12 protein-coding genes are annotated in these 14,008 nt (G+C 67.1%); 4 read left to right on the forward strand and 8 right to left on the reverse strand.

Annotation, left to right across the window (positions count from 1 at the left end):
• Positions 1-56: 56 nt before the first annotated feature.
• Positions 57-863, reverse strand: a complete 807-nt coding sequence (locus A4249_RS12490; RefSeq protein ID WP_197458386.1) for a class I SAM-dependent methyltransferase — start codon at positions 861-863, stop codon at positions 57-59.
• Positions 864-1,134: 271 nt separating this feature from the next.
• Here A4249_RS12490 and A4249_RS12495 point away from each other — a divergent pair, with 271 nt between their 5' ends.
• Positions 1,135-1,614: an Hsp20 family protein gene (locus tag A4249_RS12495; protein WP_026108379.1), complete on the forward strand. Its 480-nt coding sequence runs from the start codon at positions 1,135-1,137 to the stop codon at positions 1,612-1,614.
• Between the two features lie 49 nt (positions 1,615-1,663).
• Here A4249_RS12495 and A4249_RS12500 read toward each other — a convergent pair whose 3' ends face one another.
• Together A4249_RS12500 and A4249_RS12505 are read right to left on the reverse strand one after the other, a co-directional pair.
• Positions 1,664-2,140, reverse strand: a complete 477-nt coding sequence (locus A4249_RS12500) for an RNA pyrophosphohydrolase (RefSeq protein ID WP_066553060.1) — start codon at positions 2,138-2,140, stop codon at positions 1,664-1,666.
• Positions 2,140-3,330 carry a divergent polysaccharide deacetylase family protein gene (locus tag A4249_RS12505; RefSeq protein WP_066553062.1) on the reverse strand — a complete coding sequence of 397 codons (1,191 nt, stop codon included), beginning with the start codon at positions 3,328-3,330 and terminating at the stop codon, positions 2,140-2,142. The genes A4249_RS12500 and A4249_RS12505 overlap by 1 nt, the downstream gene beginning before the upstream one ends.
• 202 nt (positions 3,331-3,532) lie before the next feature.
• On the opposite strand from A4249_RS12505, the gene ppc reads away from it, so the two are divergent.
• A complete protein-coding gene (ppc, locus tag A4249_RS12510) occupies positions 3,533-6,232 on the forward strand; it encodes a phosphoenolpyruvate carboxylase (protein ID WP_066553066.1) in 2,700 nt (899 codons plus the stop codon).
• Here ppc and A4249_RS12515 read toward each other — a convergent pair whose 3' ends face one another.
• A complete protein-coding gene (locus tag A4249_RS12515; protein WP_066553069.1) occupies positions 6,233-7,198 on the reverse strand; it encodes a magnesium and cobalt transport protein CorA in 966 nt (321 codons plus the stop codon). It lies immediately after the preceding gene.
• 214 nt (positions 7,199-7,412) lie between these two features.
• On the opposite strand from A4249_RS12515, the gene A4249_RS12520 reads away from it, so the two are divergent.
• Positions 7,413-7,700: a UrcA family protein gene (locus A4249_RS12520; RefSeq protein WP_055754326.1), complete on the forward strand. Its 288-nt coding sequence runs from the start codon at positions 7,413-7,415 to the stop codon at positions 7,698-7,700.
• Positions 7,701-7,801: 101 nt separating this feature from the next.
• Here A4249_RS12520 and A4249_RS12525 read toward each other — a convergent pair whose 3' ends face one another.
• Positions 7,802-9,988, reverse strand: coding sequence for a M3 family metallopeptidase (locus tag A4249_RS12525; protein ID WP_066553076.1), 2,187 nt, complete (start codon positions 9,986-9,988; stop codon positions 7,802-7,804).
• 129 nt (positions 9,989-10,117) lie between these two features.
• On the opposite strand from A4249_RS12525, the gene A4249_RS12530 reads away from it, so the two are divergent.
• Positions 10,118-10,975: a glutamate racemase gene (locus A4249_RS12530; protein WP_066553078.1), complete on the forward strand. Its 858-nt coding sequence runs from the start codon at positions 10,118-10,120 to the stop codon at positions 10,973-10,975.
• Between the two features lie 4 nt (positions 10,976-10,979).
• Here the strand turns inward: A4249_RS12530 and A4249_RS12535 are convergent, their stop codons facing one another.
• From A4249_RS12535 to lysA, 3 genes are all read right to left on the reverse strand, one after another.
• Positions 10,980-11,948 carry a cation diffusion facilitator family transporter gene (locus tag A4249_RS12535; RefSeq protein WP_066553080.1) on the reverse strand — a complete coding sequence of 323 codons (969 nt, stop codon included), beginning with the start codon at positions 11,946-11,948 and terminating at the stop codon, positions 10,980-10,982.
• A gap of 78 nt (positions 11,949-12,026) precedes the next feature.
• Positions 12,027-12,683: a hypothetical protein gene (locus A4249_RS12540; RefSeq protein WP_066553081.1), complete on the reverse strand. Its 657-nt coding sequence runs from the start codon at positions 12,681-12,683 to the stop codon at positions 12,027-12,029.
• Between the two features lie 49 nt (positions 12,684-12,732).
• Complete coding sequence (gene lysA / locus A4249_RS12545; RefSeq protein WP_066553088.1) at positions 12,733-14,007, reverse strand: diaminopimelate decarboxylase; 1,275 nt, start codon at positions 14,005-14,007, stop codon at positions 12,733-12,735.
• Between the last annotated feature and the right edge of the window lies 1 nt (position 14,008).

Genomic DNA, 14,008 nt, shown 5'->3' on the forward strand with positions numbered 1-14,008 from the left:
ACCCTGACGCCTTGGGCTTAATCGGGTTCGCAGGTCCGGTCAAAACGCAAGACAGCCTATTCGGGCTTGCGGAAACGCAGGGTCATCCGATCGCTCTCGCCGATGGCGTCGAAGGCGGCGCGTTCCTCGGGCGTCAGGGTGCGGCCGGACGGATCGTTGCGCGCGGCCGACTGGCGGATCGGCGGCAGGGTCCAGACCCCGAACGGGTGATTGTGGTCGTCCTTGGGATTGGCGTTCAGTTCGCTGCGCGCCTCCAGCACGAAGCCGGCGTTGCGCGCCTCATGGATCACATAGCTTTCTGGCACATAGCCGGTGGAGGCGACGTCAGCGACATTCAGACCCTCCGCGCTGCGGTGCTGTTCGACGGCCAGCACGCCGCCGGGCTTCAAGGCCTTGAAGAAGGCCTGCAGATACGGCTGGGTCCGGTCGTTACGCGACCAGTTGTGGAAGGCGCGAGCCACCAGAATGAAGTCGGCGGTTCCGTCCGCCACGCCCATGCTTTCCAGCGGGCGATTGACCGGCACATAACGACCGCCGGTCGCCGCCGCATAGGGTTCAAGGATGTGCCGCCACCAGCTGGCGCCGCCCGGCTCGATCTCCACCACCGTCATGCCCGGCGTCAGGCCCCAGAAGGTCAGGGATTCATACGGATGACGATAGACGTCGCGCGCCCGGTCGGCGGCGGGCCGGGTCTCGGCGGCGATGGCGGTCTGCAAGGCCGTGTCGTCGGAGAAGGTCGGCATGGCGCTGGACAGGGCCGAGCGCGGCGGCGTCCACGCGCCCTGGGTCTGGGGCGACTGTTGGGCCAGGGCGGGGGCGGCGGATAGCAGGACGGCGGCGAGGCCGTAGACGGCAAGGCGCATGATCGAGGGCTCCAGGTTCAGGTCGTTCTCCATAGGCAGGCGGGCCGCCCGCGCAAATGAACTTCGCGAGACACAGGCGGATTTGACGCAAGCAAAATCGTGCGAGCGGCGCCCTTGACGCCGTTTCGCCGGTTCCCATCTTTGCTTCCGAGAGCGCCGATTTCGGGTTCTCCAGACTGACGGCGCCGGTTTCGGGTCGTCGATCTGATCTCCCACCGTCCGGGCCAAAACGCCGGGCGGCTCAACCTTGCTGATCCTCAGGAGGATGCTGATGCGTACCTATGATTTCACCCCGCTGTACCGTTCGGCCGTCGGCTTCGACCGTCTGGCCAATCTGCTGGAAAACGCCTCGCGCGCGACCAGCCAGGACACGGGTTACCCACCCTACAACATCGAGACCACGGGCGAGAACGCCTATCGCATCGAGATCGCCGTCGCCGGCTTCAGCCCCGACGAGCTGAACATCGAGGTGAAGGAAAACCTGCTCACCGTGACCGGCCGCAAGACCGCCAACGACGATACGGCGACGCAGAAGACCTATCTGCATCGCGGTCTGGCCGAGCGCGATTTCGAGCGCCGCTTCCAGCTAGCCGACTATGTCGTCGTCAACGACGCCAATCTGGTCAACGGTCTGCTGTCGATCTCGTTGAAGCGCGAGCTGCCCGAGGCGCTGAAGCCCCGCCGTATCGAGATCGGCGCCGGCCAGCCGCTGATCGAAGGCCAGGCCGAGAAGAAGGCTGAAGCGGCCTAAGCCGTTTCAAGGCGAACTATGAAAGGGCGGCGTTCGCGCCGCCCTTTTTCTATTCCGCCAAGTGCGAGAAGGCGGCGACGACCTGTTCATAGGCGGGGCGTTTGAACGGCACGATCAGGTCGCAGGCGTCCGACAGCGGCCCCCAGCGCCAGGCGTCGAACTCGATCTCGTCGTCGGCCGCCAGATCGATCTCGGCTTCGTCGCCGGTGAAGCGGAAGGCGAACCACTGCTGCTTCTGACCCTTGAAACCGCGCCAGGCCTTGGCGTTGTTCATGGCTTCGGGCGGGAAGTCGTACAGGATCCAGTCGTCCGTCCGCGCCAGCAGTTCGATCGAGGTGACGCCGGTCTCCTCGTGCAGTTCGCGGCGGGCGGCCGCTTCCAGATCCTCGCCCGCATCGACGCCGCCTTGCGGGAACTGCCAGTTATGCGGGCCGGGCGTAGCGTGCCGCTGGCCGTACCAGACCAGACCCTCGCGGTTGAACAGCACGACCCCGACATTGGGGCGGTAGGCGTCGAGACCGGACACTAGCGCCCCGGCCGCATCGACATGGACGAGGCCGGGGCCAGTTGCAGGCCGCGCTGTTCCAGACCGGCGGTCCAGCGGGCGGCGGCCTCGACCGTCACCGGATAGCTGAAGCCGGCCCCCAGGGCCGAACCGCGCAGCTTGGCCTGAGCTTCCAGACCATTCAGGGCGGCGACGATGGCGGCGGGCGACTGGGTCCGGTCGATGACGCGATCCGCGCTGGCTCGCGCCCAGGCGCCCGGCCGACGCTGGAACGAGCCGTCGTCAAGGAAGGCGACGCCGCGCTGGCGCAGGACGCTCAGGAAGGCGTTCATGCCCGTGTCCGAGCCGGCGAACCGGTCGCCCAGATAGTTGGTCACGCCGAAATAGCCGGTGGCGCGGCTCAGCAGCCAGTCCATCTTGGCGGTCACGTCGTCGGCGCCGCCGTCGGCCAGCAGCGTATAGGGGCCGGGGTCGTTGTCGGGATAGCCGGTCGGCTCCATCGGCATTTCCAGCATGACCTCATGGCCCTGGGCGCGCGCCTGGTCGATCCAGCCCTGCAGATTGTCGGCATAGGGCACGAAGCTGAGCGTGACCTCCGGCGGCAGGCGTTCGATCGCCGCGCGGGTGGTGACGGCGTTCAGGCCCAGCCCGCCGACGATCAGCGACACTCGCGGCTTGCCGTTCGGACGGAACGGGCGAGCATAGGCCTGGGCCGGCACGCGGCCGTCGGGCGCGATCATCGGCAGGGGACCGTTCGATCCGGGCTGCGACAGGCCGGCGATGGGCGCCTTGGCCAAGGGCGAGGCCGCGCGGACCGGCGCCATGATCGGCGCGCCCTGACCCGAGACGCTGCCGCCGTCTGGCAGGGTTATGACGGCGTCGCCGCCTGCGGCCGGATCGGCGCCGCCCGCCAGATTCTGATACAGCCCCATCGCGCCCATGGAGAAGGCCTCGAAGCCCGTCGGGGCCGGCGCTTGCGCTGCGGCCGCCTCGCGTTCCAGCGCGACATGGGCCGAAGGTGTTCCCGCCTTGGGATCACCCAGCACCGTCAGGAACAGGGCGCTGGTGCTGAGCAGCAGCAAGCCTGCCAGACCGGCCGCGACCGGCGGCCTCTTCAGGGCGTCGATGACAGGTTTCAGGCTCGGGCCGTCCTTGGCGCGCGGGGCGGTCCCGGCGGTGGCGGCGAGTGCGGATTGGCGTTTGGCGAACATGGGCAAGAGTGGAACCGATCTGGAATCCTACGCCCGCATCATCGGGCGCCGTCGGTTAAGAAACCCTAACGGGCGGTTCACCATGATCGACGCGGTGATTTCTGGGAGCGGCTGTCACGGATCGTGCGTTGACGCGGGCGACTTCGCCCTTCCAGATGCCGACCTCCCCGCGCCAACCCCAAGCCGTCCCAGGATATTTGAGATGATGAGTCCCGCCGCCGACGACGCCCTGCGTGACGAGGTCCGACTGCTCGGCGGCATTCTGGGCGACATCATCCGCGACGAGGGTGGTCAGGCCCTGTTCGACCATGTCGAGGCGGTGCGACAGGCTTCGATCGCCTATCACCGCGACCCGGCCTCGCACCCCGCCAAGCGGCTGGAGAAGCTGCTGACCGCCATGTCGGTGGATCAGGCGGCCGGCTTGGCGCACGGCTTTGCCCTATTCTCTCTGCTGGCCAATATCGCCGAAGACCGCTCGACCCGCCGCCGCGCCCAGAGCCAGGCCGAGGCCGGCGCCCGGCCCGACACGCCGGAAGGCGCGCTGAAGCGTCTGGCCGATCAAGGCGTGGATCGCGAGGCCGTGCGCGCCCTGCTGGATCAGTCGCTGATCTCGCCCGTCCTGACCGCCCACCCGTCCGAGGTCCGGCGCAAGAGCGTCATCGACCGCATCGCCGCCATCACCGACCTGCTGGACGCCTGCGACAAGGCCGGCGACGCCTGCACCCTGGACGCCATCGCCGAACCGCTGCGCCGCCAGATCGTCATCCTGTGGGCCACGCGTCTGGTCCGCACCCAGGGGCTGGTGGTGCAGGACGAGATCGACACCGTGGTCTCCTTCCTGGACCGCATCTTCCTGCACGTCGCGCCAAAGCAGTTGTCGGCCTGGCGGCGATTGCTGGAGGCGCCCGGGCTGAAGCCCTTCATGCGCGTCGGCACCTGGGTCGGCGGCGACCGCGACGGCAATCCCAACGTGGACGCCACGGTGATGGCCGCCGCCTTCCGCACCCAGGCGCGGGCCGTGGTGACCTTCTATCTGGACGAGGTGCACGCCCTGGGCGCCGAACTCAGCCTCGCGGCCGAACTGGCCCAGGTGTCGCCCGAGCTTCAGGCCCTGGCCGACGCCGCCCACGACCCCTCGCCACACCGCGCGGACGAGCCCTATCGCCGCGCCCTGACCGGCGTCTATGCCCGCCTCGCCACCACGCACGAAAAGCTCGGCGACGCCCCCCCGCCCCGTCGCCCCGCGGTCCAGGCCGAACCCTATCCCGGCCCCGACGCCTTCGAGTCTGATCTGAAGACGCTTCACGACAGCCTGGTGTCGCACCACGGCGGCGTCTTCGCCGACGATCGGCTCAGCGACCTGATCACGGCGGTCGAGGTGTTCGGCTTCCATATGGCGACCCTGGACATGCGCCAGAACGCCGACGTCCATGAACGCGTCGTCGCCGACCTGCTCAAGGTCGCGGGCGTCCAGTCCGACTATCTGGCGCTGGACGAGGAAGGCCGCCTGAAGGTGCTCGCCGCCGAACTGGCCTCGCCGCGCCTGCTGTTCAGCCCCTATGCCGACTATGAGCCGGAAACCCTGAAGGAGCGCGCCATCCTTCAGGCGGCGGCGACCGCGCTCGCCGCCTTCGGCTCCCAGGCGATCCGCACCCATATCGTGTCCAAGACGGATGCGGCGTCCGACCTGCTGGAAGTCTATCTGCTGCTCAAGGAGGTCGGTCTCTACCGACCCGAGGACCCCGCCGCCTGCCCTATCCAGGCCGCCCCCCTGTTCGAGACCATAGAGGATCTGCGCGCCGCCCGCCCCACCCTGGAGCGGCTGTTGCAGGAACCTTCCGCCCTCGCCGTCGCCCAGGCGCGCGGGGTGCAGGAGGTGATGATCGGCTATTCGGATTCGAACAAGGACGGCTCCTACCTGACCTCCGGCTGGGAGTTGCACGAGGCTTCGCGCGCCTTGGTCGAGGTGACGCAGAAGCACGGGCTGAAGCTGCAACTGTTCCATGGGCGCGGCGGCACGGTCGGGCGCGGCGGCGGCTCGTCCTTCGCCGGCGTCCTGGCCCAGCCGGAAGGCACTGTCCAGGGCCGCATCCGCACCACCGAACAGGGCGAGGTCATCGCCAACAAATACGGCGAGCCGGAGATCGCGCTTCGCAATCTGGACGCCCTGACCTGCGGCGCCATGCTGGCCTCGCTGGGCAAGGGCACGGATCACGCCTTCACCGCCGAACACGGCGCGACCCTGTCGGACCTGTCGGCGCGTTCAATGGCCGCCTATCGCAAGCTGGTCTATGAGACCGACGGCTTCGTCGACTACTACCGCGCCGCCACCCCCATCGCCGAGATCGCCGATCTGAAGATCGGCTCGCGCCCGTCGTCGCGGACGGCCTCGACGCGGATCGAGGATCTGCGCGCCATTCCCTGGGTGTTCAGCTGGTCGCAGAGCCGGGTCATGCTGCCCGGCTGGTTCGGCTTCGGTTCGGCGGTGCAGGGCAAGGACATGGGCGAGCTGAAGGCGATGGCCGAGGCCTGGCCCTTCTTCAAGACCCTGGTCCAGAACATGGAGATGGTCATGGCCAAGTCCGACATGACCATCGCCCGCCGCTACGCCACCCTGGTCCCCGACGCCTCTCTGGCCTCGCGCATCTATGGTGAAATCCGCGAGGAGTGGCAGCGCACCCACGACGCCATCCTGGCCATCACCGGCCATGACGCCCTGCTGGGCGGCCAGCCCGAGCTGGACCGGCTGATCCGGCTGCGCATGCCCTATGTCGAGCCGCTGAACCACGTCCAGATCGAACTGATCCGCCGCCGCCGCGCAGGCGACGACGACCCCCGCGTCCGCGAGGGCATCCTTCTGGCCATCAACGGCGTAGCGGCCGGCTTGCGAAACAGCGGCTGACTACAGCCACTTCGTCCGTTTGAACGTCACATACAGCGCCGCGCAGATGGCCGCGATCACGCCCAGGACCGCATAGTATCCGTATTCCCAGCGCAGCTCGGGCATGTGTTCGAAGTTCATACCGTAGATGCCGGCGATGGCGGTCGGCACGGCCAGAATGGCGGCCCAGGCGGCCAGCTTGCGCGTGATCAGGCCCTGACGCTGCTGCTCCAGCAGGTTGGCCACTTCGAACACCGACGACAGGATGTCGTTCAAGCCCCCCAGCCGGCTGTTCACCCGCCGCACGTGGTCGCCGACGTCGCGGAAATAGGGCCGAACGTCCGGATCGATACAGGGCAGGTCCAGCGACTGGAGCCGTCCCAGCACCTCTTCCATCGGCCCCAGGATGCGCCGAAACTTCAGCAGCTCGCGGCGAAGGGTGAAGAGCCGGCGGATTTCCAGGCGTGACAGAAAGGCGTCCAGCGTCCGCTGCTCCATCTCCAGAACGCTGTCCTCGACATCGTCCACGATGGGGGCATAGGCGTCGACGATGAAATCCAGAATGCCGTGCAGGACGAAGTCGGGACCCTTCTTGAGCTGCAAGGGCGAGGCTTCCAGCTGTGTGCGCAAATGGTTGTGGGCGCGGGCCGAGCCGTGACGGATGCTGACCACATGGTCGTTGCCGACGAAGACGTGCGTTTCGCCATAGGCCAGCCGATCATCGATCTTCATGGCCGTGCGCGCCACGACGAACAGTTCGCGGCCATAGACCTCGACCTTGGGCATCTGGTGCGCCGCCAGGGCGTCCTCGACCGCCAGCGGATGCAGCTTGAACCGTTCCACCAGAACGTCGATCTCGGCGTCCGTCGGATCGTACAGCCCCACCCAGACGAACTCGCCCGGCTCCAGCGCCAACCCCTCGGGCGTAAGCGGCGCCTCTCGCACGCGCTGGCCGTCGCGATAAACGTAGGAGGCGACGACGGTCATGAAATCTCCAGCAGATGCCTGCCCTGACTTAGAGGGTGAGAAGCCTCAGTAGAAGCATCGGATGCGCAGACGGTTCGATCCTGACCGAAATGTCATGACGTCGAATTATTCAAGCGGCGCCATTCGGCCGTAGAAGCTTCGCCGTTTCGATCGGATCCAGCTTCACCGTTAGCCACCCCGGACAACAAGGGGTTGGAAAACGGAACTCAGGATCATGCTCAAAATCGTCTCTATCACGGCCGCCGCGGTCCTCTCGGCCGGTTCAGCAAACGCCGCGCAGTTCGAAGCCCACATCCCCTATGGCGATCTCGATCTGTCGACCCGACATGGAGCGGCTGCATTCGATGCACGCGTCAACGGCGCCGCGGATCGCTTTTGCCGTAGTGTCCGATCGATTGAGCGCCCGGTCTGTCGCAATAGTTTCAGGCAGGAAGCGTTGTCTCTGTTGCCCGACCATCGCCGAGCCGAATATGCGCGCGGGCGCTTCGCCTTCGACGCTTGAAACGCAAGACGCCGCCGGACAGATCGTCCGGCGGCATCCGACTTATAGATAGGCGGCTTTCACCAAGGCCTCATCCGTCCCAAAGAACGGAATGCCCTTGATCAGGAAACCGGGAAGCCTCGGACCTTCAGCAGGGCCGCCACGTCCGGGTCGCGGCCGCGGAAGGCGCGATAGGCTTCGGCGCGATCGGTGGTGTTGCCGGGGGCCAGCATGATCGACTTGAAGCGGCCGGCGATGTCCGGATTGAACACGTCGCCCGACTCTTCGAAATAGGCCCAGGTGTCGGCGTCCATCGTCTCGGACCACAGATAGCTGTAGTAGCCCGCCGAATAGGCATCTGACGTGAACAGGTGATTGAACTGCGGCAGGCGGTGCCGCATCACGATCTCCTTGGGCATGCCGATCCGCGCCAGGCTGGCCTTCTCAAACGCATCGATATCGGTTGGCGGCACGGCCTGCGTGTGCAGGTCCATGTCGACGATGGCCGAGGACAGATAGCTGACCGTCGCATAGCCCTGGTTGAAGGTGGCGGCGGCCTCGATCTTGTTGACCAGTTCGGCCGGCATGGCCGCGCCCGTCTGATAGTGCTTCAGATAACCGTCCAGAATCGGGCGGCTCAGCACCCAGTGCTCGTGCACCTGCGACGGATATTCGACGAAGTCGCGCGGCGTATTGCCGTACGACGGATAGGTCACCACCGACGACAGATAGTGCAGGGCGTGGCCGAACTCGTGGAACAACGTCTCGGCGTCGTCCAGCGAGATCAGCACGGGCTCGCCCGGCTCCGGCTTGGTGAAGTTGTTGTTGTTCGACGCCAGGATGACCTTGGAGCCGTCCAGCTGCGAGAACGACCGATAGGTGGTCATCCAGGCGCCCGAACGCTTGCCCGGACGGGCGTAGTCGTCGGTGTAGTACAAACCGATCAGGCGGCCGTCGCGGCTCTTGTCATAGACCTCATAGGCCTCGACGTCCGGCTCGAAGGTCGGCACCGAACCCTTGGGCAGCTTCTTGAACTGGAAGCCGTACAGGCGCTCGGCCATGGCGAAGGAGCCGGCGCGGACCGCGTTCAGCTCGAAGTAGGGCTTCAGCTGGTTCTGATCCAGGTCGTACTTGGCCTTACGCACCTTCTCGGCGAAGTAGAGGTAGTCCCACGGCTCGATGTCGAAGCCGGCGATCGCCTTCATGTCGGCGACTTCCTCGGCGACGCGGGCCTTGGCCGGCGCCCAGACGCGGTCCATCAGGGCCTGAGCATTGGCCGGGGTCTTGGCCATCGTGTCCTGCATGCGCAGTTCGGCGTGGTTGCGATAGCCCAGCAGCTTGGCGCGTTGGTCGCGCAGCTTCACGATCTCGGCGATGGTCGCGTTGGTGTCGTTGGCGTCGCCGTTGTCGCCGCGATTGACGAACTTCTTCCAGACCTGCTCACGCAGGGCCCGATCGTCGGCGAAGGTCAGGAAGGGATCGACCGCCGATCGCGTGTTCAGGATCGCCCAGCCCTCCAGATTGCGGCTGCGTGCCGCGCTGGCGGCGGCCGCCTTGTTGGAGTCCGGCAGGCCCCGCACGCCGGCCTCGTTGGGGATCAGCGTCCAGGAATTCTCATCGGCGACGACCTTCTGGCCGAAGCGGGTGAAGGCGTTGGACAGGGCGGTGTTGATCCGGCCCAGTTCGGCCTTGCCGGCCGCGTCCAGATTGGCGCCCGAACGGATGAAGGCGTCGCGGCGACGTTCGGCCAGACGCTTCTGCTGGGCGCTGAGACCCGCCGCGTCCGCGGTGTCGGCGACGGCCTTGACCCGCTGGAACAGCTTCTCGTTGAAGGTGATCTCGTCAGCAGCCGCGGACAGCAGCGGCGACAGCTCGGTGTCGACCGCGTCATAGGCTTCGCCGCCGATGTTGGAGGTCATCACGCCATAGACATTGGACGCGCGGTCCAGCGGCTCGCCGGCCAGCTCCAGCGCCGCCATGGTGTTGGCGAAGGTCGGGGCCTCGGGGTTGTTGGCGATGGCGGCGATATCGGCGCGTTGCAGTTCGATGCCTTCCAGCATGGCTTCGCGCAGCTTGGCCGGCGTTACCTTGTCGAAGGGCGGAACGCCGTCATACTTCCCGGTCCAGGCCTGCAGCAGCTCGGCGCGCGGCGTCTGGCGGGGCAGGACGGCGCGGGCAATGCGCGCTTCCTCGGCGACGCTGGCGGCGGACGGCGCCGCAGCGGACCCGCCCGAGGTCGCGCCCGTGGAAGCGCAGGCCGACAGGGCCATCAGGCTGCCGCCCGCGATGAGAAGCTGGCGTCTATGCATGGAATGCTCCGAAACAAGATCATGGTTGCGATACACTTAGGCGCACGCATCGCCCCCGTCACCTGACGCGGGGATAAACTTGTCGCCAATCCGGTTGGATACGTCGTCGCACTGTTCTAAAGCCGGGCCATGGCTATTGGCGTTTTCGACTCCGGCGTGGGCGGCCTGACCGTCCACCGCGAACTGACCCGACGCTTCCCCCAGCGGGACTTCGTCTATCTGGCCGATCAGGCCCACGCCCCTTATGGCGGGCGCGGCGGCGAAGACATCGTCGAACTGACGAAAACCGGTTGCGAGCGTCTGTTCGCGGCCGGCGCCTCCGTCGTCGTCCTGGCCTGCAACACCGCCAGCGCCATTGCGCTTCGCCGCCTGCAACAGACCTGGCTGCCGGGTCTGCGCGAGCGTTTGGGCCGCCCGGTCAACATCCTGGGCATCATCGTCCCGACCATCGAGGCGGCGACCGGCAAGCCTTGGAGTTTCGAGGCCGAGCGCCCGCAGGAGGGCGAAAAGGTCGCCTCCATCGACATCACCGGCGTATTCTGCACCGCCGCCACCGCCATCAGCCGCGTCTATGAGATCGAGATCGACAAGCGGCGCGAGGACATCGCCGTCTTCTCTGAACCCTGCCCCGGCCTGGCGGGCCTGATCGAACTGGGCGCGCCGCCGGAGGAGCTGAAGGTGGTGATCGACGACCACGTCGATGCGCTGCGTCGCCGCATCGGCCGCCACCCGGACAAGGCCATCCTGGGCTGCACCCACTATGAGATCGTCGCCGAACTGTTCGCCCAGGCCCTGCCGGCCGGGACCGTTCTGATCGAACAGCCGACGGCGGTGGCGGATGCGCTGGAGCGCTATTTCAAGGCGCACCCCGAATACGATCTGGGCGACAGCGGGCGTCGCGACTTCCTGACCACCGGCCAGGCCGGGCCGCAGTCGGCACTGGTGTCCCAGTTCTGGGGCGCGCCGGTGACGTTCGAACAGGCCTAAGGGCTCAGCAGCCCGGACAATCGGGCAGCGGCTCGGTCTCCAACTGCAATGTCGTATGGCCAATGGCGTAGCGCTTCGCCACGGCCTGGGCCTCGCAGATCAGGGCCGCCGTGTCGGTGCGGTCGTGGACCAGGTGGGCGGTCAGGGCCGTCTCGGTCGTCGACAATCCCCAGACGTGCAGATCATGCACGGCTCGCACGCCCGGCAAGCCGATCAGCGCCTGTTCCAGAGCCGGCACGTCCACGCCCGTCGGGGCGCCGTCCATGGCCAGATTGACCGAGTCCTTCAGCAGGCCCCAGGTCGACCACAGGATCACGACCACGATCGCCAGGCTGACCAGCGGATCGACCACCGACCAGCCGGTCATCATGATCAGCCCGCCCGCCAGCACCACGCCCAGCGACACGCCTGCGTCGGCCATCATGTGCAGATAGGCGCCGCGCGCATTCAGGTCGTGCTGCGACTTCATGAACAGCAGCGCGGTGCCCAGGTTGATGACGAAGCCGATGCCGGCGACCGCCATGATGACGCCCGAGCCGACCGGGGCGGGCTCGTTGAACCGCCGCACGGCCTCGAACGCGATGGCCCCGCAGGCGAAGATCAGCAGCAGCGCATTGCCCAGCGCCGCCAGCACCGTCGCCTTGCCGAACCCATAGGTCCGCCGACCGCCCGCCGCCCCATGTGCGCCGCGTCGCGCCAGCCAGGCCGCCCCGCCCGCCATGGCCAGGCCCAGCACGTCCGACAGATTATGCCCGGCGTCGGCCAACAGGGCGGTCGAATCCGCGATCAGCCCCGCGCCGAACTCGCACGCTACGAACAGCAGATTGACCACCAGGCCAACGGCATAGCGCCAGTCGCCGATGTCCACCGGGCCGTGGCTATGTCCGTGATGGCTGTGAGAATGCCCATGGCCGTGATCCGCATGATCGTGGTCATGCCGGTGGCTGGGGCTGTGGTCGTGCGCGGCGTTCATGGCTCGCCTATACGCCCTCTGGCGCAACAGCCAAGCCGCTACATGATAACGCATTGAATGTTATCATGTAATATTGCGTCAGTGCTGGTGCATGGCGACAATGAGGCCGAGAGCGATCAGGGCCACGCCCAGCACTGCTCCCTCATATCGCGCCCATCGCTCCAGCCGCAGGATCGAGGCCCCAGCGCTGGCCAGGGCCGTGAAGACCGCCATGCCGGCGATGGTCCCCGCCGCGAACACCACCGTCAGCAGCGCCAGGGCCCCAAGGCCCGCCGAGGCCGAAGACAGATAGATGGGCAGCAGCACTTCGCCAGGCGAAACCGCCATCATGGCGACCAGACCGAGGAAGGCGGCCTTGTCGGACACGGCCGGCTCGGGCGTCTCGACCGCGGGACCACCGGCTATGGCCGGGCGCTTCAGGGTCGCGCGCGCCAGATAGAAGGCGCCGAACAGAAACAGCAGCACCGCCGCCAGGTGAGGCAGCACGCCCTCGATCCACTGATCCAGCGCCAGACCCGCCGCCACGATCAGACCGCCGACCACCGCCGTCGTGGCGATATGGGCCAGGCCCGCCGCCGTCACCGCCATCAGGATCCGCGACGGTCGCCAGCCTTGCGCCCGCCCGACCAGGGTGAAGGGCAGCCAGTGGGTCGGCAGGGCCGCATGCAGGAAGGCCGCAACGAAGCCGCCGCCCAGCAGGGAAAGCATGACGGACTGTTCGGGACCGGGGGACATGACCGGCCCTATAGCGTGTTACTTTATAACGGTCGAGAAGAATCGGCGATCAGAGCCAATCGGCAAACGGCTCGCGGTCCAGCATCTCTTCATAGGTCGGGCGCGGCCGGATCACGGCCCACTGATCGCCATCCACCAGCACCTCGGGAATCAGGGGCCGGCTGTTGTATTCGCTGGACATCACCGCGCCGTAAGCCCCCGCGCCGGTGAAGACGATCAGGTCCTCGGCCTCCAGCGGCGGCAGCGCGCGGTCACGCGCGAAGGTGTCGCCCGTCTCGCACACCGGCCCAACCACGTCATAGGACGTCGCCCCGCCCTCGCGCGGATTGACCGGCTGGATGTCGTGGAAGGCGTCGTACAGCGCAGGCCGCATCAGGTCGTTCATCGCCGCGTCCAGCACCAGAAAGCGCCGTCCGTCCGAGCGTTCGTTGACCTGGATCACTTGGCTCAGCAACACCCCGGCGTTGGCGGCCAGCAGCCGGCCCGGCTCGAACGCCGCCTCAACGTCCAGCCCGTTCAGAACCCGCGCGGCCATGGCGACATACTCAGCCGGCGACGGCGGCTCGGTCCCACCGGAATAGGGCACGCCCAGCCCGCCGCCCAGATCCAGCCGGGTCACGGCATGACCCTGAGCCCGCAGTTTGCGCGTCATGTCCGCCAAGACCTCGAAGGCGGCCTCCAGCGGCGTCAGGTCGGTGATCTGGCTGCCGATATGGCAGGCCAAGCCCACCGGCGTGACATGGGGCGAGGCCGAGGCGTGGGCATAGAGGTCCATCGCCTCCTCGACCGGCACGCCGAACTTGTCGCCCTTGCCGCCCGTAGTGATCTTGGCGTGACCGCCCGCGCCCACGTTCGGATTGACCCGGACGGCGATGGCCGGCGATGCATCCATCATGGCCGCAACGGCGATCAGCCGATCCAGCTCGGCGCCGGATTCGACGTTGATCTGACGCACGCCGACGCTGATGGCGAAGGCCATTTCCACATCAGTCTTACCCACGCCGGAGAAGATGATCCGGTCGGACGGCACGCCGGCAGCAAGAGCCCGACGGATTTCACCCTCCGACACCGTGTCGGCGCCGGATCCCAGTTTCGCCAGAGTCGCCAGCACCGACAGGTTGGAGTTGGCCTTGACCGCAAAGGCGATCAGGGCCTCGCCTAGCGCATCCCGATGCGCATCGGCGGCAGCGCGCAGCAGGCCGTAATGCCGCTTCAGGGTCGCGGTCGAATAGACATAGGTCGGCGTGCCGACCTCGTCCGCGATCAGCTCCAGCGGCACGCCCTCGGCATGGAGGGCGCCGTCCTTCAGGTCGAAATGGTGCAAC

It is taken from the genome of Brevundimonas sp. GW460-12-10-14-LB2, from assembly GCF_001636925.1.
GTDB classification, from domain to species: domain Bacteria; phylum Pseudomonadota; class Alphaproteobacteria; order Caulobacterales; family Caulobacteraceae; genus Brevundimonas; species Brevundimonas vesicularis.